General features: G+C 29.5%; 25 protein-coding genes. 23 read left to right on the top strand and 2 right to left on the bottom strand.

Going from position 1 to position 24,227, the window contains the following annotated elements; translation table 11 throughout:
* The first annotated feature begins 46 nt into the window (after window positions 1-46).
* The gene (locus B5F09_RS00615; protein WP_087370545.1) at window positions 47-901 is read left to right on the top strand and encodes a DMT family transporter; all 855 of its coding nucleotides are present in this window, start codon (window positions 47-49) and stop codon (window positions 899-901) included.
* Here the strand turns inward: B5F09_RS00615 and B5F09_RS00610 are convergent.
* Window positions 898-1,572, bottom strand: coding sequence for a gamma-glutamyl-gamma-aminobutyrate hydrolase family protein (locus B5F09_RS00610; protein ID WP_087370542.1), 675 nt, complete (start codon window positions 1,570-1,572; stop codon window positions 898-900). The genes B5F09_RS00615 and B5F09_RS00610 overlap by 4 nt on opposite strands.
* A gap of 150 nt (window positions 1,573-1,722) precedes the next feature.
* Here B5F09_RS00610 and B5F09_RS00605 point away from each other — a divergent pair, with 150 nt between their 5' ends.
* The 9 genes from B5F09_RS00605 to B5F09_RS00565 all read left to right on the top strand — a co-directional run bounded on the left by B5F09_RS00605 (window position 1,723) and on the right by B5F09_RS00565 (window position 11,535).
* Entirely contained in the window at window positions 1,723-3,462 is a 1,740-nt protein-coding gene (locus tag B5F09_RS00605; protein ID WP_087370539.1) for a septation ring formation regulator EzrA, read from the top strand.
* A gap of 53 nt (window positions 3,463-3,515) precedes the next feature.
* On the top strand, window positions 3,516-4,652 hold the full coding sequence (locus B5F09_RS00600) for a cysteine desulfurase family protein (protein WP_087370535.1): 1,137 nt from the start codon (window positions 3,516-3,518) through the stop codon (window positions 4,650-4,652).
* A 3-nt stretch (window positions 4,653-4,655) separates the two neighbouring features.
* A complete protein-coding gene (gene thiI, locus B5F09_RS00595; protein WP_087298436.1) occupies window positions 4,656-5,852 on the top strand; it encodes a tRNA uracil 4-sulfurtransferase ThiI in 1,197 nt (398 codons plus the stop codon).
* A gap of 78 nt (window positions 5,853-5,930) precedes the next feature.
* The gene (locus tag B5F09_RS00590; RefSeq protein WP_087298437.1) at window positions 5,931-6,152 is read left to right on the top strand and encodes an alpha/beta-type small acid-soluble spore protein; all 222 of its coding nucleotides are present in this window, start codon (window positions 5,931-5,933) and stop codon (window positions 6,150-6,152) included.
* Between the two features lie 123 nt (window positions 6,153-6,275).
* A complete protein-coding gene (locus B5F09_RS00585; RefSeq protein ID WP_087298438.1) occupies window positions 6,276-6,494 on the top strand; it encodes an alpha/beta-type small acid-soluble spore protein in 219 nt (72 codons plus the stop codon).
* A gap of 203 nt (window positions 6,495-6,697) precedes the next feature.
* A complete protein-coding gene (locus B5F09_RS00580) occupies window positions 6,698-7,894 on the top strand; it encodes an acetate/propionate family kinase (protein WP_087370533.1) in 1,197 nt (398 codons plus the stop codon).
* Window positions 7,895-7,977: 83 nt separating this feature from the next.
* Window positions 7,978-8,913 (top strand): bifunctional oligoribonuclease/PAP phosphatase NrnA, encoded by a 936-nt coding sequence (locus tag B5F09_RS00575; RefSeq protein ID WP_087298440.1) that lies wholly within the window; start codon window positions 7,978-7,980, stop codon window positions 8,911-8,913.
* Complete coding sequence (locus B5F09_RS00570) at window positions 8,906-10,564, top strand: hypothetical protein (RefSeq protein ID WP_087370530.1); 1,659 nt, start codon at window positions 8,906-8,908, stop codon at window positions 10,562-10,564. Before B5F09_RS00575 ends, B5F09_RS00570 begins: the two co-directional genes overlap by 8 nt.
* 146 nt (window positions 10,565-10,710) lie before the next feature.
* Window positions 10,711-11,535 (top strand): phosphate ABC transporter substrate-binding protein, encoded by an 825-nt coding sequence (locus tag B5F09_RS00565; protein ID WP_087370527.1) that lies wholly within the window; start codon window positions 10,711-10,713, stop codon window positions 11,533-11,535.
* Window positions 11,536-11,574: 39 nt separating this feature from the next.
* On the opposite strand, the gene B5F09_RS00560 is transcribed toward B5F09_RS00565, so the two are convergent.
* Window positions 11,575-12,657, bottom strand: a complete 1,083-nt coding sequence (locus tag B5F09_RS00560) for a M1 family aminopeptidase (RefSeq protein WP_087370525.1) — start codon at window positions 12,655-12,657, stop codon at window positions 11,575-11,577.
* Between the two features lie 279 nt (window positions 12,658-12,936).
* On the opposite strand from B5F09_RS00560, the gene B5F09_RS00555 reads away from it, so the two are divergent.
* The 13 genes from B5F09_RS00555 (at window position 12,937) to lepB (ending at window position 24,224) form a co-directional block, all read left to right on the top strand.
* Window positions 12,937-13,608 (top strand): response regulator transcription factor, encoded by a 672-nt coding sequence (locus B5F09_RS00555; protein ID WP_087298444.1) that lies wholly within the window; start codon window positions 12,937-12,939, stop codon window positions 13,606-13,608.
* Window positions 13,605-15,002 carry a HAMP domain-containing sensor histidine kinase gene (locus B5F09_RS00550; protein WP_087370522.1) on the top strand — a complete coding sequence of 466 codons (1,398 nt, stop codon included), beginning with the start codon at window positions 13,605-13,607 and terminating at the stop codon, window positions 15,000-15,002. The genes B5F09_RS00555 and B5F09_RS00550 overlap by 4 nt, the downstream gene beginning before the upstream one ends.
* A 2-nt stretch (window positions 15,003-15,004) precedes the next feature.
* Complete coding sequence (locus B5F09_RS00545; RefSeq protein WP_087370519.1) at window positions 15,005-15,577, top strand: xanthine phosphoribosyltransferase; 573 nt, start codon at window positions 15,005-15,007, stop codon at window positions 15,575-15,577.
* A 16-nt stretch (window positions 15,578-15,593) separates the two neighbouring features.
* Window positions 15,594-18,539 carry a chromosome segregation protein SMC gene (locus tag B5F09_RS00540; RefSeq protein ID WP_087370516.1) on the top strand — a complete coding sequence of 982 codons (2,946 nt, stop codon included), beginning with the start codon at window positions 15,594-15,596 and terminating at the stop codon, window positions 18,537-18,539.
* Between the two features lie 10 nt (window positions 18,540-18,549).
* On the top strand, window positions 18,550-19,533 hold the full coding sequence (gene ftsY, locus B5F09_RS00535) for a signal recognition particle-docking protein FtsY (protein ID WP_087298448.1): 984 nt from the start codon (window positions 18,550-18,552) through the stop codon (window positions 19,531-19,533).
* Window positions 19,534-19,535: 2 nt separating this feature from the next.
* On the top strand, window positions 19,536-19,865 hold the full coding sequence (ylxM, locus tag B5F09_RS00530; protein ID WP_087298449.1) for a YlxM family DNA-binding protein: 330 nt from the start codon (window positions 19,536-19,538) through the stop codon (window positions 19,863-19,865).
* A gap of 12 nt (window positions 19,866-19,877) precedes the next feature.
* On the top strand, window positions 19,878-21,272 hold the full coding sequence (gene ffh, locus B5F09_RS00525; protein ID WP_087370513.1) for a signal recognition particle protein: 1,395 nt from the start codon (window positions 19,878-19,880) through the stop codon (window positions 21,270-21,272).
* 100 nt (window positions 21,273-21,372) lie between these two features.
* Window positions 21,373-21,645, top strand: coding sequence for a 30S ribosomal protein S16 (gene rpsP / locus B5F09_RS00520; RefSeq protein ID WP_003538218.1), 273 nt, complete (start codon window positions 21,373-21,375; stop codon window positions 21,643-21,645).
* Between the two features lie 2 nt (window positions 21,646-21,647).
* Window positions 21,648-21,896, top strand: a complete 249-nt coding sequence (locus tag B5F09_RS00515) for a KH domain-containing protein (protein ID WP_087298451.1) — start codon at window positions 21,648-21,650, stop codon at window positions 21,894-21,896.
* Window positions 21,897-21,934: 38 nt separating this feature from the next.
* Window positions 21,935-22,444, top strand: coding sequence for a ribosome maturation factor RimM (gene rimM, locus B5F09_RS00510; RefSeq protein ID WP_087370509.1), 510 nt, complete (start codon window positions 21,935-21,937; stop codon window positions 22,442-22,444).
* Window positions 22,434-23,165: a tRNA (guanosine(37)-N1)-methyltransferase TrmD gene (trmD, locus tag B5F09_RS00505; RefSeq protein ID WP_087370507.1), complete on the top strand. Its 732-nt coding sequence runs from the start codon at window positions 22,434-22,436 to the stop codon at window positions 23,163-23,165. The genes rimM and trmD overlap by 11 nt, the downstream gene beginning before the upstream one ends.
* A 93-nt stretch (window positions 23,166-23,258) precedes the next feature.
* On the top strand, window positions 23,259-23,609 hold the full coding sequence (rplS, locus tag B5F09_RS00500) for a 50S ribosomal protein L19 (protein ID WP_087298454.1): 351 nt from the start codon (window positions 23,259-23,261) through the stop codon (window positions 23,607-23,609).
* 69 nt (window positions 23,610-23,678) lie between these two features.
* A complete protein-coding gene (gene lepB / locus B5F09_RS00495) occupies window positions 23,679-24,224 on the top strand; it encodes a signal peptidase I (RefSeq protein ID WP_087370504.1) in 546 nt (181 codons plus the stop codon).
* Window positions 24,225-24,227: the final 3 nt, after the last annotated feature.

Here is a 24,227-nt window from a genome sequence, read left to right as displayed (position 1 = left end):
TTTTTAAATAGAAAATAACTGGTAATAATACATAATGGTGATAGATATGTTATATGGATGGTTAATATTTGCCAGTTTTTTATGGGGAAGTAATGTATTAGTAATGAGATATATGCTTGAGCATACTTCTTCGCTTTTTTTAGCTGATTTGAAAGTATTGCTTTCATTAATAGCGGTATATTTAATTATGAGATATAAAAAAATAGCATTAAACAACTATCCCTTTAAAATAGGAATAGTTGTTTCGCTATTTTCAATTACATTAAATTTTATTTTAACTTTTGCAGGAATTAATTTAATATCTGGCAGTTCTAATGCGATTATTAATTCATTAGCACCACTAGTAACAGTTTTGTTGGCATGGCTTTTTTATCATCAGCACATTTCTAAAAATCAAATCATTGCGGTTATAATTGCTTGTGTTGCTTTTTTTATGTCGATTAATTTTGATCTTTCAAAATTGTCGCTAGGTCATCTTTTGATGATTGGTGGAATAATTTTTTATAGTATTGGTAATTTAATAATGCAACATCATTTACAAAAGGATGATAACTTACCGTTTACTTTTCAATATTTATTATATGCATTTATTGAATTGACAATTTTAAATATTTTTATAGACAATAATAGCCAATTAAATATGATTCCATTATCTTTATGGTTATTGTTTATTTTATTTTCAGGAATTGGTTTTGCTATTATACAAATTATTTATTTTCAGGCTGTTTTAAAAATTGGCAGTGTTAAAACAAGTTTTTTGTTAGGACTAAATCCAGTTTTTACATATATAGGATCTTTATTATTACAAGAATCATTCGATTTAAACCGTTTTTTAGCGATGGTATTAATGGTAATTGCAATGTTTGTCGCTAATAAAAAAGATAGTCAGATAGTTAACTAATCAAATAAACTTTTAAAAAGAAGCATGATTTGATCTTGTATTTCATCATTAATCTTTTCAGGATGCCATTGCAATGCAATAATATTATCTTTTTCAATTGCTTCAATAATACCATCTTTACTATAAGCAGAAATAGTGAATCCTGGTGCAACTTGATCGATAGCTTGATGGTGAAAGGAATTAGTCATAAAACTAGAGCCAAGATATTTATTTACTAAAGTATTTTCTTTAGTTCTTACTAAATGATGATAACCAGGAAATTGTTCTTGTAAATGATTATCATATTTTTTGGTTTCTAGTATATCTTGAATCAAAGTACCACCAAAAGCAACATTTATACTTTGAAGACCACGACAGATACCGATAATTGGTTTGCCTGATTTGGCAAACTTTTTTATTAATCGCATTTCTAACTGTTCTAATTCTAAAACTTCTTTCTTTGTTTTAGGGTTTAATGACTGATTATAGAATGTGGGATCAAGATCCTTGCCACCGCTTAATAACAGTCCATCACAACAAGAACACAAAAAATCTAGTGTTTCATCACTAATATTACCAATAGCGATAACATCAAAATTATGTTTTTTAAACATGTGTAAATACTCTTTGTAAATATAATATACTCGCTCATTACTATAAGAACGAAGCGGCGTTAATATTTTTTTATTCATTTTATCCTCCGTTTAATATATCTATATTTATAATATGACAAAATTATTAAATCTTGTAAAGAAAATTTAAAATCAGTTAAGATATTACTTAGACAACATATAGCAGTTATGGTATACTTTATTAGTAAGAATAAAAAAGAGGGATGTATAATGGACTTTTTAGATAATATAATTGAACAATTTGGGGCCCAAAATATTATTATTGTTGGGGTAAGTTTACTAGTGATTATTCTGGTTTTACTAGTTTATTGGATCGTTAAATTAAAGTCATATCGCAAAGAAATAGTTGATTTAGAAAATGATATGAATGCTATTAAAACTTTACCGATTCAATATCGTTTAGGGCGTATTAAATCAATTGGTAAAAATATGCCTGATGTAATGGAAAAGTATGAAGAATTTGAACTTGAATTTAATGAATTGCTTGAATTACAAGGCAATGAAATAGCACCGTTGATGAATGATATTGATGAACGGTTATTTTATCGTAAAATAAGAGGAATTCGTAAAGATATAAATAAATTAAAAGAGTTAATCGTTGACTATGAAAAACGTTCTCAAAATCTTTTGAAAGAAATTGAAGTGATTACGGAAATTGAAAACGTTCAAAGAGTGGCAATAATTAAAGTAAAAGAAAAATATCGTAAAACAACTGACGACTATGCTGCTGTTAGATTTAAAATTGAGGATTTTGTTCCAGCAGTACCAGCAATGATCGAAGATATCGATCAACGTTTTGTAGAATTAGAAACGTTAATGAATACACAACGTTTTGATGATGCTAAAGTATCAACAAATGAAATTGATAAAGATATTGATTTGTTAAATACGTATATTAGAGATTTGCCTACTTATATTTCAATAGTTCGTAAATATATTCCTAAACGTTTAGATGAATTAAATAAAACGATCAAAGAGATGCGAGAAAGAAATTTTTCAGTTGAAAAATTAGATACAACTGTACGTTATAATATAATTCATACCGATTTAGAAAAAACAATTCAAGCGATTAAACATTTGGATCTAGAAAATGTTGGTAGTGCTATTGAAACAATGACTGATGATATAAATAGTTTAGCAGCTGATTTTGAAAAAGAAGAAAATGCTTATAATTTATATGAAGAAGCTCGTAATAATTGCTATAAGCATATTGGTCATCTAGATGAAGGATTACAAAAGACTATTAATTCATTTGAAGAATTACAAGAAAATTACTTATTGACAGATTATCAAATTACTGTAAAAGAAGATTATGAGAATTTCAAAGAAATTTTAGATGATTTAGAAAAAATAACTACAGTTATTGAAAGTGATGATTTTTCATATAGTGCTATGATTGAAAGCTTTGAAAAACTAATTGAACGTTGTAAACCATTTGATGATGAATTAAATAAATATATTGAATTAGAAAATTCATTACGTCTAGAAGAAAAAAGAGCTTTAGATGAATTAGAAAATATTAATATTGTTTTATTGGAAATTAAATCAGAAATAAAAAATAATCATTTACCAATGATTAATGAATCATATAAAGATTATATTAATGACTCTTATCAAAAAGCTGATGAAATCTTAAAGTTCATTCGTCATCGTCCAATTGATTTAAATCGTCTATCTGTTCAAGTAGACGCGGCTAGAGATGTTATCTATAAATTATATGATAATGTTCATAATTTGATTGTTACAGCAGAGATGGTTGAAGATGCCATTATTTATGGTAATCGTTATCGAACATCATTTTTAGAAGTAAATACAGAATTAACTAAAGCAGAATTATTATATCGAAATGGTGAGTATACTAAAGCTTTGACTACAGCCGTAGATATAATTGAAAAAATTAAACCAGGTTCTTATGAGATGTTAATTAATAAAAACGACACAAAGTTATAGACAAAAGTCATGACTTTGTGTTTTAATTGCATATAATAAAATAGGGGGTAAAAATGATATATTTAGACTATGTGGCAACAACACCATTAAATCAAGATGTTTTAAATACTTATCATAATTTATTATCTAAATATTTTTATAATGCTGATTCTATGTATGATAAAGGAATCGAAGTAAATCGTTTAATGGAACATTCACGTAAATTAATTAGTGATTATTTAAATGTTAAAGAAGATGAAGTTATTTTTACTAGTTGTGGTAGTGAAGCTAATAACATGGCTATTAAAGGTGTGGCTTTTCAATATCAAAATCGAGGTAAACATATTATAACGACCGCAATCGAACATTCTTCAGTATACGAAACTTGTAAAGAGTTAGAAGAAGTTTTTGGCTTTGAAGTAACTTATTTGCCAGTTGATAATCGTGGTTGTATTTCTTTAGAACAGTTAGAAAATAGTATTCGTGATGATACTATTTTAGTATCGATCATGTATGTTAATAATGAAATTGGGGTCATAAATCCAATTGAAAAAATAAAGAAAATTGTAAAAAAACACGATCGGGTTAAACTACATTTTGATATGGTCCAAGCCTTAGGTAAACTGCCAATTGATTTGAATGATGTTGATTTAGCTTCTTTTTCAGCTCATAAGATTTATGGTTTAAAGGGCAGTGGATTATTGTTTAAACGTCGTTCAACAACAATTGTTCCTTTAATTAGTGGTGGACAACAAGAATTTGGATTACGAGGTGGAACTTCTAATGGATGTACAAATATTGTATTTGCAAAAACACTGCGATTAGCGTTAGAAAACTTTGATAAAAAAAGTGCACATATAAAAAAAATAAACCAATATTGTCGTCAATGTTTAAAAGAAATTGATGGTGTTGTAATAAATAGTGATGAAAAAGTATGTATTGATACTATAATTAATTTTTCTTGTCTTGGCTATAAGCCAGAAGTTATTTTACATGATTTAGAAACTAAAGAAATATATCTATCAACTCGAAGTGCATGTTCTTCTAAAACAAGTAATATTTCAAGAATAATGAAACAATTAAATTTAGATGAAGCCATTAGTTCAAGTGCGCTTAGAATTAGTTTTAGTGAACATACTAGTAAAGAAGATATTGATAAATTTTGTTATTATTTACAAGATAGTATGGCTAGATTGAAGAAACAGAGGTAATATATGGAAGCAAATTATATTTTAGTTCGTTTTGGAGAACTAACAACAAAAGGTAAAAATCGAAAATTATTTACTAATCGTCTTTTAAAAAATACTAAAGAAATTTTAGCGGAATTTAAACAATTAACATATGATTTACAACACGATCGAATGTATATTATTTTAAATGGCGCTAATCATGATGCTGTTTGTGCTAAACTTAAAACAGTTTTTGGTATTTATTCTTTTTCAGTTGCTTATAAAATGGAAAAAGAATTGGAATTAGCTAAAAAAGCTGTATTACAGATTATTGAAAATAATAGTGGTAAAACATTTAAAATTAATACCAAACGAGCTGATAAAAATTTTCCTGGTAAATCACAAGATATTAATCGTGAAATAGCTACTTATGTTTTCCATCATACAAGTAAAGAATTAAAGGTTGATGTTCATCATCCTGATATTTTAGTTACTGTTGAAATTCGTCATGATGCGATTTATGTAATGGATAATATTATAAAAGGAGCTGGAGGTTATCCTGTTGGCGTTGGTGGAAAAGCCCTTTTGATGATGTCAGGAGGAATTGATTCACCAGTAGCTGGTTATTTGACATTAAAACGAGGTGTTGATATTGAATGTGTTCACTTTGCAGCACCGCCATATACAAATGAACTAGCTAGAGAAAAGGTATTAGATTTAGTTGATAAGTTAAGACATTTTACCCATGGTAAAATTAAAGTTCATATTGTAAATTTTACAAAATTACAATTAGCCGTATATGATCATTGTGATGAAAGTTATGCAATGACTGTTATGCGTAGAATGATGTATCGAATTAGTGAAAAAATAGCTTTAAAAAATCATTGTTTAGCTTTAGTCAATGGTGAAAGTATTGGACAGGTAGCGTCACAAACTTTAAATAGTATGCAAGTAATCAATGAAGTTGTTAAATTACCAGTTTTAAGACCAGTTTTATGTTTGGATAAACTAGAAATTATTGATATTGCAACTAAAATTGATACTTATGAAATTTCAATTCGACCTCACGAAGATTGTTGTACGATCTTTACACCTAAAGCACCAGCTACTAAACCAAAATCTTATAAAGCAGAAGCTTTTGAAGCTGAATTTGATTTTGAAACATTAGTAAATGAATGTGTAGATACAGTTGAAGAAATTATAATTGATGATAATTATAAAAAGAATGATGATATTTTTTAAATAATAAAATAAAATTGAAAAAATCAGGTATGTTTTTTAACTTTTGACACAAGATATAGTTGTCAGGAGGTGAAATACATGTCACAAAATTATTCAAGTAAAAATAAATTAGTTGTTCCTGGAGCACAAAATGCAATTGATCAAATGAAATATGAAATTGCAAATGAATTTGGCGTTAATTTAGGTCCTGATACAACTGCTCGTGCTAATGGTTCTGTTGGTGGCGAAATCACTAAAAGATTAGTGGAAATGGGCCAAAAACAAATGAGTTCATCAAATGGATATAATCGTTCTAAATAAGTATATTAACCCTAGAGTGTTTCTAGGGTTTTTATTTTTATAATTATTATTAAATAAAAAAAGATATTTGTTGTATATTTAAAAAAAACTGACACAAAATATAAGTGTCAGGAGGTGAAAGGAATGTCACAAAGTTACTCTAGTAAAAACAAATTAGTTGTTCCTGGAGCACAAAATGCAATTGATCAAATGAAATATGAAATTGCAAATGAATTTGGCGTTAATTTAGGTCCTGATACAACTGCTCGTGCTAATGGTTCTGTTGGTGGCGAAATCACTAAAAGATTAGTAGAAATGGGCCAAAAGCAAATGAGTTCATCTAATTTTAATCAATCAAAATAATCCAAGTACTTATAGAAAGCCCTGGAAAATCTTCTAGGGTTTTCTACTTTTTTGTTTAGTTATATTATTATATAGAAATATTTATTACATTAATTTTTCTTGTATTTATCGCAAAAAAATGGAAGTGCTTTCAAAATATATTGAGTTTACATAAAAATTTATGTAAAATAATAGTGATATGTATATACGAGGAGGAAAAATTAATGGTAAAAGTAATGGCAGTAAACGCTGGGAGTTCATCATTAAAATTCCAGTTGATCAATATGCCTAGTGAAGAAGTAATTACTTCAGGAATAGTAGAAAGAATTGGACAAGAAAAAGGAAATTTTGAAATGAAATATAATGGGCAAGAATATCAAAAAGAATGCCCAATTAAAGATCATAGTGTTGCTGTGCAACTATTACTAGATGCTTTAGTAGATTGTAAAGTAGTTGAAAAATTAAGTGATATTGATGCTTGTGGTCACCGAATTGTTCATGGTGGCGAATATTTTAATGATTCAATAAAAGTTGATGAGGATGTTGTTGCTAAAGTAGAAGAATTATCTGAGCTAGCACCATTACATAATCCAGCTCACATCATTGGATATAATGCTTTTAAAAAAGCTTTACCAGATGTTGAACATGTTTTTGTTTTTGATACAGCTTTCCATCAAACTTTAGATCAAGAACGCTATTTATATCCATTACCATATGAATATTATACTGATTTAAAAGTGCGTAAATATGGTGCCCATGGAACTAGTCATAAATATGTATCACAAACAGTAATTGAAATGCTAGGAAATCCAAAACATTCAAGAATTATTGTTTGTCATTTAGGAAATGGTGCAAGTATTTCAGCTGTTGAAGATGGTGTATGTATTGATACATCAATGGGATTTACACCATTAGCAGGAGTAATGATGGGTACTCGTACAGGTGACGTAGATCCTTCAGTTATGCCATATTTGTGTAAAAAATTAAATAAAACTGCTGATGAAGTATTAGAGATATATAATAAAAAATCAGGTATGCTTGGTGTGTCAGGAATTTCATCAGATTCAAGAGATATTGAAAATGCTTTATTTAAAAAAGGTGATGATAGAGCTTTATTGACAAGTCTTTTATATGCAAGAATTGTTTCTAAGTATATTGGAAGCTATTTTGTTGAACTTGGTGGTGTTGATGTAATTGCCTTTACAGCAGGTGTTGGTGAAAATGCTGCATATTTAAGAAGATTGATCATTGATGATTGTTCTCGTGCTTTAGGTGTTCATCTAGATGAAGAAAGAAATAATCAAAGATCAAAAGAAAATAGAGTTATTTCTTCAAAATATTCTCAAGTTGAAGTTATGGTAATTCCAACTAACGAAGAAGTAATGATTGCTCGAGATACTGTTAGAATTTTAGGTTTATAGAACTCTGATTAATAATCAGAGTTTTTTTGTTTATAAAGTTAGTTAAATATGATATAGTCTTTTTATGAAAAGAGGAATAAAAAATGTATGATAAAATTGTTAAAAAAATAGAAGAATATGATGATATTGCAATCTATCGTCATATAAATCCGGATTTTGATGCTTTTGGAAGCCAGTTTGGAATGTATGATTTAATCAAGACAACATATCCTGATAAAAATGTCTATGTCTGTGGTGAGTTTAGTTCTGAATTAGTGGCAAAATATGATGTTTTAGTAGATTATCGAGATGTTAATTATAGTAAGGATGTCCTTGGTATTGTTTTAGATACTGCTAATCAAGAAAGAATAGATGATCAAAATTATAAATTGTGTAAAGAAATAATTAAAATAGATCATCATATAGTTGTAGATAGTTATGGACAAATTAACTTTGAAGATAGTACAGCTAGTTCTGCAAGTCAGCTAGTAGTGGATCTGTATCAAAATACAAAGTTACAGATTTCAAAAGCTGGAGCAGGAGCTTTATATTTAGGTATTATTGGTGATACAGCTCGCTTTTTATATCGAAGTACTGATAAAAGAACCTTCAAGGCAGCAAGTGCTTTAATTGAAACTGGTATTGATATTGTATCTTTGTATGATCGAATGTATTTAAAAAAGGCAAAAGATTTAAATGTTAATAAATTTATTTTAAATAATTATCATGTTGATGGTAATATTGCATATTATATTTTAACTAATGAAGATTTAAAAATGTTAGAAATTAGTCGTGAACGCGGTTCGGATTATGTAAATATGTTATCTGGAATTGAAGAATATTATATCTGGATGGCAATTACTGAAAATACTGCTGATCAAAATTGGCGTGTTAGTTTACGTTCGCGCAAATATCCAGTTAATAAAGTAGCTGAAAAATATAACGGTGGTGGTCATTTATTAGCAAGTGGGGCTAAATTACAAAATATTGAACAGTTAGATGATTTGTTAAGGGATTTAAAGGAGTTAATCAATGAATAAAATAAAAGATTTATTTTCAAGCTTTGTTGAAAATTTTCATTTTAGAAGTCAGGTTGTAAAACAACCTAAAAAATTTGCTTTGTTGAAAGCATTAATAATTACTTTAGTAATTGGTATTTTTTTAGAGTATTTGTTATTATTACCAATTAATTTACGTTCACCGCAGTTTGTTGGCTTTTTTTGCTTTTTGCTTTTTCTATTTGTTTTGCTTTATCGTTTATTTAAAGGTTATATTGATAAATTATCAAAAGTACTGATAGCAATTATTCCAATTTTAATTGTGTATTTAGGAGTTGGTACTTTAATCAGTTCACCTATTTTTAATGCTAAAAAATATCAACAACAATTAAAGTTAGATGAAAATGCTGATTTTTATGAAGATAATAAAACAATTTCTTATCAATCGATTCCAGTTGTTGATCGTGAAAGTGCTATTAAGCTTGGAGATCGAAAAATGGGTGAGATGGTTGATTATGTATCACAGTTTGAAGTTGATGAATCTTATGAACAAATAAATTATCAAGATACCCCATATCGGGTAACACCTTTAGAATACAGCAATATTATTAAATGGTTTACAAACCGTAGTGATGGGTTACCAGCATATATTAGAGTTAATATGGTAACTCAAGAATCTGAGGTAGTTAAACTAGATGAAGGGATGAAATATTCTAAGTCAGAACATTTTGGACGTAAAATTCAACGTCATTTAAGAGCTAATTATCCAACATTTATGTTTGATAGTTTAGCTTTTGAAATTAATGATAAAGGAATCCCATATTGGATAGCACCAGTCTATAATTATGATATCGGATTATTTGGTGGAAAAGATATTACTGGTGCAGTATTAGTGAATGCTATAAATGGTGATCATCAATATTATGATATAAAAGATGTTCCTGAATGGGTCGACCGTGTTTATCCTTCAGAATTAATAATTTCTCAATTAGAAAATTATGGAAAGTATACAAATGGATTTTTTAATACAATATTTTCACAAAAAGGCGTATTACAGCCAACATCTGGTTATAATTACGTAGCTTTAAATGATGATGTATATTTATATACTGGATTAACTTCTGTATCTAATGATGCATCAAATGTTGGGTTTGCAATGATTAACTTGCGAACAAAAGAAGGAAAATTTTATGATATCCCTGGTGCTGAAGAATATTCAGCTATGTCATCAGCAGAAGGGCAAGTACAAAATTTAAAATATAAAGCTACTTTCCCGATTTTGATAAATGCAGGAGGCCAGCCAACTTACTTCTTGTCTTTAAAAGATGATGCTAACCTGGTAAAAAAATATGCATTTGTAAGTGTTGAAAACTATCAAATTGTAGCAACTGGCGATAGTGTTGTTGAAGCTGAACAAGCTTATTATGCATTGTTAGAGGCTAATGGTAAAACAACTGATTCAAATGAATATCAATCAACTGAGTTGACGGGAACAATTAGTGCTATTAGTGAAGCAGTAGTTGATGGCAATAGTACGTATTATTTCACCTTAGATGGTAATGATACAATATTTATTAGTGATATTAGTCTTTCAAATCGTCTTCCATTAGCTAAAGCTGGTGATACGGTAACTATTGAATATGTAAATAGTAAAGATGAAAGCGAAGTTATTACTAAAATTGAATTTAAATAAACTGGTGATTGCACCAGTTTTTTGTTATATTTCCCACCTTTAACTTAATCTTAACAAAAATCAAGGTAAAAATTAATGAAATTTATAGTTAAAATTGATAAACTATGACTTGTAAAATTAATTTTTATAAGGATGGACATACATAGATGAAAAAATTTGGAATAGTAATTGTTGTATTAGCAGTTTGCTTTGCAATGATTGGATTATCAGCTTCTGCTGATGTCGAAACACAAAAAATCAGTTTAAATGGTTCAACTTCAATGGAAAAAATGGTAAATGCTATTAAAGATGGTGTTGTTTATGATTATCCAGAGTTAAGTTTAGAACCCCAGTTTACTGGTTCAAGTGCTGGTATTGAAGCTGTAATCAATGGGAAAAGTGATATTGGTAATTCATCTCGTGAATTAAAAGAAAGTGAATTAGAACAAGGTCTAGTTTCAAATGTTGTTGCTATTGATGCGATTGCAATTGTAACTGATACTGATAATAAGACAGATAATCTTACAAAAGAACAATTAATTGATATTTATACTGGTAAGATTAGAAACTGGAAAGAAGTTGGTGGTGATGATTTACCAATTGTTGTCATTGGTCGTGAAGCTGGTTCGGGAACACGCAGTGCTTTTGAAGAAATATTAGGACTTGAAGAAAAATGTGAGTATGCAAATGAAGTAAACGAGTCAGGACCAATTGTAGCTAAAGTTAGATCTATTCCTGGAGCAATTGGTTATGTTTCTTTAGATGTAGTAGATGATTCTATCAAGACTTTAGCAATCGATGGTGTTTATGCAACAGATGAAGCTATCATAGATGGAAGCTACTCATTACAAAGACCATTTGTAATGGCAACAAAAGGAACTATCGAAGAGCAAAGTGAACAAGTACAAAATTTATTTAAATATATTTATAGTGAAGATGGTCGCAAGATCATTGAGTCAGTTGGATTAATTCCAGTTGATCCTGCAAGCTAAATATAAAAGCAGTTTGATGAGTAGTCATTAAACTGCTTTTTAGCGATAATATAATTTTTTAAATTCAGGACAAAGTTTTAAAAACTGTTCACTAGTACTGATTTTTTCTTGATAACATTTTTTCATTAATTCGATCATTTGACACTCACCAATAGTTTTTGCTAGTTCATCAAATAAACAAGGACCCTTATAGTAATGAATTGCAAAACGGTCAGTTACATTAGATTGAATACTTGCTAGAGAAGCCATTGTAGCACTCTTAGCTTGGAATTGATCAATTATTTGTTGATAAACTGATGATCCAAATTTTTCTTTTACTAATAATAAGGCACTATATTGGGCAAATGTTTCATCAATCCAAAGACTATTAAACAATAAATCAGAATTTTGCCACCACAAATGAGAGATTTCATGGGCTAAATGCAAAAATGTTTGCTGATCCAATCCTTCAATTTGATCAACTAAGCAAACCAGATTATCACGAACGTAGGCGCCGTTATCAAAACGTGGGTTTAAAACGATATTGACATGATCAAAAGCACATGGTGAAAATAATTTGGTGTATTTGTTATAAATATCATTGGCAATTTTTGCCATTTGTTTGATTTTTTCGATCGGATGATAATTATGAGCAACGATGTTTATAGAGTCTAACGAGTATTGATAAGTTACATCTTTATGATAAATAATCAAAGCAATGTCAAAAGTCTTTGTCAAATATCGATAATAGTAATTTTCTTTTTTGATAAAGCCAACAGCTCTAAAATCATCTGGTAAAGATAAAAATATTTCATAATCATTTTTTGATAGATTAGTTAATAAAGGAATAATAGCTGATTCAATATTAGCTTCTAGATAATTTTTAGTTTTAGTTTGACTGGTTTTTAAAGGCACATTTAATATACCTTTAAAATATATTGTTAGATTTTGCTCGTGTTCAATTGAAACATATTTAATATTGTTATTTACTTCTTGAATTTTTATAATCTTACCATTTTCACACGTTAAATTATAACCAGTATTACAATAATACTGGTCAACTCCCTTAGTTAACTCTTTATAAATGATTTTACCATCGATATCAAAGTTTTCATAAACTTTCAAATATATTGTTGCTTTCACTTTAAAACTCCTTTGTATAACTAGTTATATTATAACAAACAAAAATGATAAATAATATGATTTTAGTTTGTTAATAAAACTAAAACGGTTGTTTTCATTTAAAAGTTTAATAACATAATTATTAATTTAAAGAAAGTTTACTAATGATTTTTATAAACAATTATAATTTATCGATACATTATTTGAAATTAGGGTTTAGAAATAACAAATAACTTTAAATGATTATTTGTTTAGGTAATAAAATATGATATAATCTTACAATGAATTGAGGTGTTAAGATTGAAAGCAAAAGTTTTAGTAGTAGACGATGAAAAAGACATTCGTGAATTAATTAAATTTTATTTAAATAAAGAAGGCTTTGAAGTTTTAGAAGCTGGAGATGGCGAAGAAGCATTGGAAATATTTGAAAATGAATATATTGATTTAGGGATCATTGATGTAATGATGCCTGTAATGGATGGTTTTGAATTGGTTGAAAACTTAAAAGAGTTTAAGGATATTCCAGTAATCATGTTAACAGCTAAAGGTGAAAGTAAAGATAAGCTGCGTGGTTTTTCAGTAGGGGCTGATGATTATGTTGTTAAACCATTCGATCCAACTGAATTAATGGCACGAGTTCGAGCTGTATTAAAACGTTATAGCGTAAATACTTCTAATATTGTTAAGTTAAATGATGTTGAATTTGATGGTGATAAGTATGAGATTCGTTATCATGATGAAACGATTCATTTACCATTAAAACAATTTGAATTAGTTTTTGAACTTGCTAAACATCCTGATCAGATATTTAGTAGGGAACAGTTAATTGAAAAAATCTGGGGAATGGATTATGATGGCTTTGATCGAACAGTCGATGTTCATATTAAAAGAATCCGTGAAAATTTGGGGCATTTACCAGGCTTTAAAGTAGTAACGGTACGAGGGTTAGGTTATAAGGTCGAAGTAGAATGATGAAATCAATTTATGGAAAACTAATCTGTGGTTTTTTAATTACGATTATTTTTAGTTTTTCGGTTTCAGGGATTATTGCTTTAAAAAGCAATTATGACCAGATTGATGATATGGCGCAAACTGAATTATCAGCAACCAGTGATTTTATTGCTAGTGTGATAAATAGCACAGATAGAACTAAATTAAATGATGTATTAAGTAAATATTCAAACAGCACGCAAGTTAATACCACTATTTTTTCACCAGAAATTGGTTATTTTACTTTTGGTAAGACAACTATGCATGCTCCTGATGAAAAGCAGATGCAGTCATACTATTTTGATGAAAATAAAAATGGTGTTTATGGTGAAGAAAACAATTATCAAACTTATGGCAGTTTAATTGAAATTGGTGATAGCAATGCTTATGTATATATCCAAAAAGATACCAGTTATGAAAAAAGAATTTTTGCTAATTCAGCAGTGTTAATTCTTGGTTGTGTATTTTTATCAGGAAACCTGGTGTTTTTAGCGATAGCTGATATCATTGTTAAGCCAATTACGCGACTAACAAAAGCAACTAAAGAATTATCAAAAGGTAATTATAGTGTTCGCGTTAATTACGTTGGTGATGATGAAATATCGCAATTAAATCAGGGGTTTAACCAGATGGCCCAACAGCTTGCTAAACAAGAAGAAATTCGTCAGAAATTTATTTCGGATATATCTCATGAGTTTCAAACACCATTAACGGCTATCCAGGGATTTGCTAATATATTAAAAGAAGAGGATTTACCAAAGGAACAACGACAAAAATATGCTGACATTATTTTGTTTCAATCAAAGCGTTTATCAACGTTATCTAAAAATATGTTGCAGTTAACTTTGTTAGAGCGTGAAGATGTTGAATTGGAGTTTACCACATATTCTATTGTCGAACAGTTAGATCGTGTTATTTCTACTCAAGAAAATCAAGCAATTTTAAAGGATATTGAGATTCAATTTGAGCAGCCTCGTAAGGATATCATGATTTATGGTGATGAACAGCGATTAGAACAAGTATGGATCAATTTAATTTCAAATGCTATCAAATATACTGATAATGGTGGTTTAGTTACTGTCAGTGTAAAAAAGACTGCTCGTGATGTTGAAGTATCGATTGAAGATACCGGTCATGGAATGTCTAAAGAAGTTATTTCACATATTTTTGAGCGGTTCTACCGTGAGGAAAAAGCACGCTCTGTTGAAGGAAATGGTTTGGGATTATCAATAGTTAAATCAATTATTGATTTACATCATGGTAATATTGATGTAATATCTCAAGTGGACGTTGGTTCTACATTTATTGTAAGATTACCAAGTGAACGAAAATTTATTGATTTAAAGGATAAGTTATCTTTAAATAGAAAGGACTAGTAATGGAATTATTAAAAGAAAGAATTTTAAAAGACGGAATTGTTATTATGCCAGATATTTTACGTGTAGACAGCTTTTTGAATCATCAGATTGACTGTACACTATATCGTCAAATAGCAAAAGAATTTAAAGTAAGATTTAAAGATGTTAAGATCAATAAGATTCTTACAATTGAAGCATCAGGAATTGGTATTGCTTTAGCAACAGCTTTTGAATTTGATGATGTACCTGTTGTGTTTGCTAAAAAGGGAACAGCTAAAACAACAAGTACTCATTTATATACATCTAAAGTACATTCATTTACAAAAGGAATTGATTATGATGCAATTGTAAGTAAAAAATATTTAGATAAAGATGATCATATTTTAATTATTGATGACTTTTTGGCTAATGGACAAGCAGTATTAGGTTTGATTGATATTATTAATCAAGCTGGTGCAAGTGTAGCTGGAGTTGGAATAGTAATTGAAAAAGGGTTCCAAGATGGACGTAAATTAATTGAAGAAAAAGGATATCAAGTAGAATCATTAGCAATTGTTGATGCTTTTGAAGATGGTAAGGTGATTTTAAGATAGTGAAAAGAGGGTATAAATGTATTTAAAAAGAATCGAAATACACGGTTTTAAATCATTTGCTGATAAAGTTGATATTGAATTTCAACCAGGGATAACTGGAATAGTTGGACCTAATGGTTGTGGGAAATCAAATATTTCTGATGCAGTACGCTGGGTTTTAGGAGAGCAATCGGTAAAATCATTGCGAGGTGCTAATATGAGCGATGTAATTTTTGCTGGAAGTGAAGATCGCCGGGCTCAAAATCTTGCCGAAGTAACATTAGTATTTGATAATAGTGATAGATTTATGAAATATGACTACAATGAAGTAGAAATTACACGACGACTTTATCGACAAAATAATGAAGCGGAATATTTAATCAACAAGCAACAGTGTCGTTTAAAAGATATTGTTGATTTGATTATGGATACAGGGTTAGGTAAGGATTCACTTTCAATTATTTCACAAGGGAATATTTCTTCTTTTGCGGATAATAAGCCAGAGGAAAGACGTGGAATTTTTGAAGATGCTGCTGGAGTTTCTAAATATAAAAAAAGAAAGCTTGAGTCAATTCGTAAATTAGAGCGGACTAAAGAAAATTTAGAGCGAATTGGAGATATTGTAGCTGAATTAGAAAAACAGGTTGGTCCTTTAAAAAGGCAAAAAGATAAGGCTGAAAAATATCTTGAGCTTAAAGAAAAACTAACAGCAGTTGAGGTAAATGTTCTAGTAAAAGAAATTACTGAAGCTAAAAAGAGCCTTGATGTTTTAAGTAAAGAAATCAAGGATTTAAATGAGCAGCAGGCTTCATTAGATGCTGACATTTTAATGAAAGAAAATAGTAATGATGATATAAAAAAGAAAATGTATCAATTAGATCAAGAAGTAAATTCATTACAAAGTAAGTTATTAGAAGCAGTATCTAATGTATCAAAATTAGAAACTGCTAAAGTAGAAATCGATCAAAAAAGAAAACATGCTTTACAATCAGCAAGCAAAGAAAATTTACAAGAAAATATTGCTAATATGAAAGCAATTTTAAGTGATATTGTAAATGAATACAACGATCGAGTTGAGCGTTTAAATAGCACGGAACAAGATTTAAAACAATTAACTCGTGATCAGGAAAATCGAAACAAAAGATTAACAGAGTTAAAAAATGAATTAAATCAATTATCAAGTCAAATCAACAAAAACAGATCAAGAAAAGAAATACTGTTAGATGCTATTGAAAATAAATCTAATTATCATCAAAGTATTAAAACAGTATTAAATTTAGCGAAAAGTAATCGTAATATTATCGGTGTTTTAGGTGAATTGATTACAACCCAAAAGGGTTATGAACTGGCTATTTCTTCAGCTTTAGGAGGGGCCATTGAATTTGTTGTAACTAGCGATGATCAAACTGCTCGTGAAACAATTAAGTTTTTAAGAAATAACAAAGCAGGGAGAGCAACATTTTTACCAGTATCAACAATGAAACCACGACAAATTCGTTTAGAACATTTAGAAGTATGTAACACAATGGCTGGTTTTTTAGGAGTAGCTAGTGATTTCATTACTTATGATGATAAAATTGGTAATGTTGTCTTAAATCAGCTTGGAAACATAATTGTCGCTAAAGATTTAGAGACAGCTAACGCAATTAGTAAAGCAGTTTTTGCTCGTTATCGAGTTGTTACTCTTGAAGGAGATATTGTAAATGTAGGTGGTTCTTTAACGGGTGGAAGTATTAATCAGCAACGTTCTTCGTTAGTACAAAAACGAGAATTAGAACAATTAGCTATTACCTTGGAACAACAAGAAACAGAATTTGTTAAAAAGCGAAAATTGCACAACGCTTTAGATAATGAAATTAAAGATGTTTCACATATCTTACTTCAAAAACAAATGGCTTATGCTAAACTTGAAGTAGTAGTTCAAAGTAAAAAAGAAGAGTTGATTAAAACTAAAACCGAATATGAATCATTGACAGAACAAAGTATTGAATTAGATGATTTTAAATCCGGTAAAACCGAAAACAAATTAATTGATCAGCTAAATGAAGCGATTAAATATCGCGATATGTTAACTGAAGAAATTAAAAGTAAACGTGAGATGCGTATGGCTTACGCTAATGAAAATGAAGCTTTAGATGTTGAGCTTAGAACAATTCGTAAAGATCAAAAAGATATTCAAAATGCAATTAACGAAAACACTATTAAAGCTACTAAATTAGAAACAATGCTTAATAACTATTTAACACGATTAAATGATGAATATCATATGACTTATGAATATGCTGTTGAACAATATCAAGAAGAAATTAATGTTGAACAAGCTAAAGAGGAAGTTTATGATTTAAGAACACAAATAAAACGATTAGGAAACGTTAATCTTGATGCAATCGAGGAATACAAAGTAATTAGTGAACGTTATGAAAATATGAATACTCAAAGAATTGATTTACTTGAAGCTCAAGATCGTATTTTAGCAGCAATCAAAGAAATGGATGAAATAATGGTTACTCGTTTTTCAGAAACATTTGAGAAAATTAACGTTGAATTTAATCATGTTTTTAGAAGTTTATTTGGTGGTGGTAAGGCTAAAATAAAATATAGCGATCCAACTAATATTTTAGAAACAGGGATTGATATTGATGTACAGCCACCGGGTAAAGCGGTTCAAAACATTTCTTTATTTTCTGGTGGTGAAAAAGCTTTAATAGCTATTTCTTGTTTATTTGCAATTTTACGAGTTAAACCAATTCCAATGTGTATTCTTGATGAGGTTGAAGCAGCTTTAGATATTGCCAATGTTGAGCGTTTTGCTAAATATTTAAGAGAGTTTTCATCAACAACACAGTTTATAGTTGTAACACACCGTGAAGGAACAATGGAAGAATGCGATTTACTTTATGGTGCAACAATGCAACAAAAAGGGGTCACTAAATTAGTAAGTGTAAAATTAGAAGAAGCAATTGATTTATCTGATCCAAGTTAAGGAGGGTAATATGGGTTTTTTTAGTCAAATAAAAGAAAAGTTTGTTGGTAAATCAGCCAAACAAAATGAAAAATATGTTGCTGGTTTAGATCGTTCTAATACAACTTTATCTGATCGTATTAATGAATTAGCAGCACGTTTTAGAGAAATAAATGATGAATATTTTGAAGAATTAGAAAATGTTTTGATTATGTCTGATGTTGGTGTTTCAATGGTTTTAAAAATCGTTTCTGAAATAAAAAACGAAGTCAGATTACAAAATATTACTGATCCAAAAGAAATTAATGAAATTATCATTGATAAAATGTTTGTTATTTATGCTAATGATAGTGTAATGACAACAAAAATCAATTATGCTAAAGAAGGTTTAACAGTTATTTTGATGGTTGGAGTAAATGGAGCTGGAAAAACAACAACTATTGGAAAACTAGCTCATCGAATCATGAAAGATGAAGGAAAGTCAGTTATGGTTGCCGCTGGTGATACATTTAGAGCTGGGGCAATTGATCAATTAGCAGTATGGGCTGACCGGGTTGGTGTTGATATTGTTAAAGGTAAAGAAGGTGGCGATCCTTCAGCTGTTGTTTATGATGCTTTAAAACAAGCTAAAGAAAAAAATGTTGATGTTTTAATTTGTGATACTGCCGGACGGTTACAAAATAAAGTTAATTTAATGAAAGAATTAGAAAAAATGAATCGTATTATTAAACGAGAAATTCCTGATGCACCACAAGAAACATTACTAGTAATTGATGCAACAACAGGACAAAACGGTGTTTCTCAAGCAATCGAGTTTTCTAAGATTACTGATGTTACCGGAATCGTTTTAACTAAAATGGATGGTACTGCTAAAGGTGGTATTGTACTTTCAATCAAAGATCAGTTAAATATACCAGTAAAATTCATTGGTTTAGGTGAAAGTGTTGATGATTTACAAGAATTTGATCTTGAACAATATATTTATGGATTGTGTAAAAATTTAGTAGAGGCTTAAAAATGGAATCTAGTTTAGAAAAAACACAACGTGTAAATCTATTGATTGATTGTTATGGTGAATTATTAACACAAAAACAACAGCTATATCTAGAATATTATTATCAAGATGATTATTCACTATCAGAAATAGCTGAAATTTTAAATGTTAGTCGCAATGCAGTCTATGATAATTTAAAAAAAGCAGTTCATAGTTTAGAAAAATATGAAGAAAAATTGCAATTGATGAAAAAACATCAAGAAAGACTTGACTTAATTCAAAGAATTGAAGATGATATAGCTAGTGAACATAAAGATGTAGAAGAATACTTAGAGATGCTAAGGAAGATATAGAAAGGGGTATTTATGGCATTTGATTCGTTATCAGAACGTCTGCAGGGAACGATAAAGAAGTTTTCTGGACAAGGGCGTTTAACTGAAAAAAATATGGAAGATATGCTAAGCGAAATTCGTTTAGCTTTATTAGAGGCTGATGTTAACTATCAAGTAGTTAAAGAATTCATTGCAGCTACTAAAGAAAAGGCCTTAGGACAAGATGTTTTAGGTTCTTTGAAACCAGGACAGGTTGTTGTAAAAATTGTTCATGATGAATTAGTTACTTTACTTGGAACAACTGTTTCAGAAATTAATTATGATCGTAAACCAACTATCATTATGATGGTAGGGTTACAGGGGTCTGGTAAAACAACAACTTCTGGTAAAATTGCTAATTTAATTGCTAAAAAGCATGGTAAACGACCATTATTAGTTGCTGCTGATATTTATCGTCCAGCTGCCGTTGATCAGTTAAAGACTTTAGGTGAACAGTTAAATGTTCCCGTTTATGAAAAGGGAACAAGTCAATCTGCTGAATCAATTGTAGAAGAAGCTTTAGGATATGCTCGTGAAAATAATAATGATGTAATCATTATCGATACTGCTGGGCGTTTACATATCGATGAGCCTTTGATGCATGAGTTAGCTAATATCAAAGAAATTGCTCATCCTCATGAAATATTATTAGTTGTTGATGCTTTGACAGGACAGGATATTGTTAATGTTGCTAGCTCATTTAATGAACAACTAGGAATTACTGGGGCAGTTTTAACTAAATTAGATGGTGACTCTCGTGGTGGGGGTGCTTTATCAATTCGTCATATTACACATGTACCAATTAAATTCATCGGTACTGGTGAAAAACTTGATGCAATTGATTTATTCTATCCTGATCGAATGGCTGATCGTATCTTAGGAATGGGAGACGTTGTATCTTTAGTTGAAAAAGTACAAGATGTCTATGATGAAAAAGATACGATGAAAGCATTTAGAAAGATGCAAACTGGACAATTTGGTTTAGATGATATGTTGGCACAAATGCATCAGATTCAAAAATTAGGTCCATTATCTGGAATTATGAAAATGATTCCTGGAATGCCTAAAATGCCAAAAATTGACGACGATGAATCACAACGTCGTTTAAAAGTTACTGAATCAATAATTTATTCAATGACTAAAGAGGAACGTCGTGATCCTAGTATTATTACATTGTCAAGAAAACAACGTATTGCTAAAGGGTGCGGAAAAGATATTGCTGAAGTCAACCGTTTATTAAAACAATTTGAGGAATCTAAGAAAATGATGAAAAAACTAGGTAATTTAGATCCAAGTACTGGTATGCCAATGCCTGGTCGTTCAAGAAAAAATCCTCATGTTGGTAATGCTAATCGTAAAAAAATTCGTCATAAAAAGAAAAAAAGATAAAAAATTAAAGGTGTTAAGTAAAAATGCTTGACACCTTATTTTTTATATGCTAAATTGATTAAGTCAAATTAAAAAAAGTAATAAATAGGAGGAAATATAAATGGCAGTAAAATTAAGATTATTAAGAATGGGAGCAAAAAAAGCACCTTTCTATAGAATTGTAGCAGCTGATTCAAGAGCACCAAGAGATGGGCGTTTTATTGAATTATTAGGAACTTATGATCCACGCACTAACCCTGCAAAAGTTACAATCAAAGAAGAAGAAGTATTAAAATGGTTAAATAACGGAGCACAACCATCTGATACTGTTAAAAACTTATTATCTAAAGAAGGAATTATCAAAAAATTCGCTGATTCAAAATCTGGTAAATAATCATGGATTATGCAAAGATTCTAAAAGATATCGCAATTGAATTGGTAAATGACAAAGAACATTTAGAAGTTCGTCAGATGCCTTCGTTAGATGAAGACGTTGTAGTATTATATGTTTATTCAGCAAAAAGTGATATTGCACGATTAATCGGACGAAAGGGAGTAATGGCTAATTCAATTAGACAGTTAATGTCAGTAGCTGGTCGAATGACTGACAAAAAATTAGATATTAAGTTTGAATCGTATGACTAAATAGATGTGCTTAGCACATCTTTTATTTTGGAGGTAATATGGACAAAATTAAAGTTGGAAAGATCGTGGGGACTCATGGTCTTAAAGGTGAAGTGAAAATCCGCTCAAATAGTGATTTTGCTGATGAACGTTTTAAAGTCGGAAATGATTTAATAATAAAATCACAAAATCAAGAGATTGTTTTAAAAATCGCTACTGTAAGAATGCATAAAGGTAATTATTTGGTTTCTTTTGAAAATCATCAAAATATTAACTTGATTGAAAAATATATTGGTTCATTTGTTTATGGTGAAAAAGATCAAAGTTTATTAGATGAAGACGAATATTTTTATAGTGATTTAGTAGGTATGAAAGCAGTTAGTACAGAAGGTAAAGAAATTGGTATTGTTACTTCAGTATATGACAATACTGCTCATGATATTTTAAATATTGATAATCACGGTAAAAAAATTGCAATTCCTTATGTAGATGCTTTTATTCATGAAGTTGATTTAGAAAATAAAGTAATAACGATTAAATTAATAAAAGGGTTTATTGATGAAGATTGATATTTTAACACTGTTTCCTGAAATGTTCACTGGTTTTTTAACAACTTCAATTATTAAACGTTCGCTAGAAAAGGGATTAGTAACTGTAAATCTTCATGATTTTAGAGAATTTTCCAAAGATAAACATAAACATGTAGATGATTATCCTTATGGTGGTGGTCAAGGAATGGTTTTAATGTGCGAACCAATTGTTGAATGTTTAAAATCGATTGCTAGTGATGAAAGCTTTATTATTTTGATGTCACCACAAGGAGTTACTTTAAATCATGGGGTTGCTGTTGATTTATCTAAAAAGAAACATTTAATAATTATTTGTGGCCACTATGAAGGTTTTGATGAACGAATTCGTGATTATGTTGATATGGAACTTTCAATTGGTGACTATGTTTTAACAGGTGGTGAACTAGGTAGTATGGTGGTTAGTGATGCAGTTATTAGACTGTTAGATGGTGCGATAAGGCAAGCTAGTCATCAGGATGATTCATTTAGTCAGGGACTTCTTGAATATCCTCAATATACCCGTCCTGCTAGTTATGATGGCAATGATGTTCCAGAAGTGTTGATGAGCGGTCATCATGAAAATATTCGTAAATGGCGAAAATATCAAGCTTTAAAAAAGACCTATTTGCGGCGGCCAGATTTATTAGAAGATTACAAATTCGACCAGGAAAGTATAGAAATGTTGAAAAAAATCAAAGAAAATGATTGCAATTTAAAATAGTATAGTATATAATGGACAAGTCGTATGACGCAGGTGTTCCGCTGGTTAATCGAATGAACACTGAAGACAAAATTTTGATAAGGAGAAATAGAGATGAATTTACAATTAGTTGAACAAATTACAAAAAAACAAATGAGAAATGACATCCCTGATTTTAAACCTGGTGATACTTTAAAAGTATTCGTTAAAATCAAGGAAGGTGACAAATTCAGAGTCCAATTATTTGAAGGGGTATGTATTGCAAGAAAAGGTAAAGGTATTTCTGAAACATTTACTGTTAGAAAAATTTCATACCAAGTAGGTGTAGAAAGAACTTTCCCAATTCATAGTCCAATTATTGATCATATCGAAGTTGCTAAAATTGGTAAAGTACGTCGTGCTAAACTTCATTACTTACGTGGTTTATCAGGTAAAGCTGCAAGAATTAAAGAAATTAGAAAATAGAAATGGGACTTACCCATTTCTTTTTTTCTGTTTTTTTGTATAATAGAACTAACATCAGGAGGTTCGTATATGAAAAAAAAGAAACAGCTTATAAAATTTCTAATCCAGATTATTGTAATTGTATTAGTGACCACAATAATCTTTACTAGAGTAATTATTCCTGTTAGAGTAGATGGTCAAAGTATGTATCCAACATTAAATGATGGTGATTTTGCAGTAGTCAATGCAATGTATTTAAGTAAAGAAGATATCCAACGTTTTGATGTTGTTGTTTTAGAATGTGATGTTCTAGATAAAGATATTGTAAAAAGAATAATTGGCTTGCCTGGTGAAACAGTAACATATAGGGAAGATCGTTTGTATATTAATGGTGTTTATTATGCGGAACCATTTTTAGATCAAAATTATATTGAAGAAGCTAAAAGTAATTATCAGACTGATCGTTTTACTAACGATTTTGAAATAACTTTAAAGGATGATGAAATTTTTGTTTTGGGAGATAATCGTCTTCATTCTACTGATTCTAGAGCGCTAGGTAATTTTAGTTATGATGATATTGTTGGTAAAAAAGGATTGGTAGTTTTTCCTTTTAATAATATGAAATTTATAGATTAAGAA

The sequence above is a fragment of the Erysipelatoclostridium sp. An173 genome (assembly GCF_002160495.1).
GTDB lineage: Bacteria > Bacillota_I > Bacilli_A > Erysipelotrichales > Coprobacillaceae > Thomasclavelia > Thomasclavelia merdavium.
The sequence above is the reverse complement of the archived record's forward strand: the minus strand, read 5'-3'. Positions and strand labels throughout refer to the sequence as shown.

Coding starts and splice junctions, on each gene's coding strand:
- B5F09_RS00615 (WP_087370545.1), top strand. CDS start 47: ATGTTATATGGATGGTTAATATTTGCCAGTTTTTTATGGGGAAGTAAT.
- B5F09_RS00610 (WP_087370542.1), bottom strand. CDS start 1,572: ATGAATAAAAAAATATTAACGCCGCTTCGTTCTTATAGTAATGAGCGA.
- B5F09_RS00605 (WP_087370539.1), top strand. CDS start 1,723: ATGGACTTTTTAGATAATATAATTGAACAATTTGGGGCCCAAAATATT.
- B5F09_RS00600 (WP_087370535.1), top strand. CDS start 3,516: ATGATATATTTAGACTATGTGGCAACAACACCATTAAATCAAGATGTT.
- thiI (WP_087298436.1), top strand. CDS start 4,656: ATGGAAGCAAATTATATTTTAGTTCGTTTTGGAGAACTAACAACAAAA.
- B5F09_RS00590 (WP_087298437.1), top strand. CDS start 5,931: ATGTCACAAAATTATTCAAGTAAAAATAAATTAGTTGTTCCTGGAGCA.
- B5F09_RS00585 (WP_087298438.1), top strand. CDS start 6,276: ATGTCACAAAGTTACTCTAGTAAAAACAAATTAGTTGTTCCTGGAGCA.
- B5F09_RS00580 (WP_087370533.1), top strand. CDS start 6,698: ATGGTAAAAGTAATGGCAGTAAACGCTGGGAGTTCATCATTAAAATTC.
- B5F09_RS00575 (WP_087298440.1), top strand. CDS start 7,978: ATGTATGATAAAATTGTTAAAAAAATAGAAGAATATGATGATATTGCA.
- B5F09_RS00570 (WP_087370530.1), top strand. CDS start 8,906: ATGAATAAAATAAAAGATTTATTTTCAAGCTTTGTTGAAAATTTTCAT.
- B5F09_RS00565 (WP_087370527.1), top strand. CDS start 10,711: ATGAAAAAATTTGGAATAGTAATTGTTGTATTAGCAGTTTGCTTTGCA.
- B5F09_RS00550 (WP_087370522.1), top strand. CDS start 13,605: ATGATGAAATCAATTTATGGAAAACTAATCTGTGGTTTTTTAATTACG.
- B5F09_RS00545 (WP_087370519.1), top strand. CDS start 15,005: ATGGAATTATTAAAAGAAAGAATTTTAAAAGACGGAATTGTTATTATG.
- B5F09_RS00540 (WP_087370516.1), top strand. CDS start 15,594: ATGTATTTAAAAAGAATCGAAATACACGGTTTTAAATCATTTGCTGAT.
- ftsY (WP_087298448.1), top strand. CDS start 18,550: ATGGGTTTTTTTAGTCAAATAAAAGAAAAGTTTGTTGGTAAATCAGCC.
- ylxM (WP_087298449.1), top strand. CDS start 19,536: ATGGAATCTAGTTTAGAAAAAACACAACGTGTAAATCTATTGATTGAT.
- ffh (WP_087370513.1), top strand. CDS start 19,878: ATGGCATTTGATTCGTTATCAGAACGTCTGCAGGGAACGATAAAGAAG.
- rpsP (WP_003538218.1), top strand. CDS start 21,373: ATGGCAGTAAAATTAAGATTATTAAGAATGGGAGCAAAAAAAGCACCT.
- B5F09_RS00515 (WP_087298451.1), top strand. CDS start 21,648: ATGGATTATGCAAAGATTCTAAAAGATATCGCAATTGAATTGGTAAAT.
- rimM (WP_087370509.1), top strand. CDS start 21,935: ATGGACAAAATTAAAGTTGGAAAGATCGTGGGGACTCATGGTCTTAAA.
- trmD (WP_087370507.1), top strand. CDS start 22,434: ATGAAGATTGATATTTTAACACTGTTTCCTGAAATGTTCACTGGTTTT.
- rplS (WP_087298454.1), top strand. CDS start 23,259: ATGAATTTACAATTAGTTGAACAAATTACAAAAAAACAAATGAGAAAT.
- lepB (WP_087370504.1), top strand. CDS start 23,679: ATGAAAAAAAAGAAACAGCTTATAAAATTTCTAATCCAGATTATTGTA.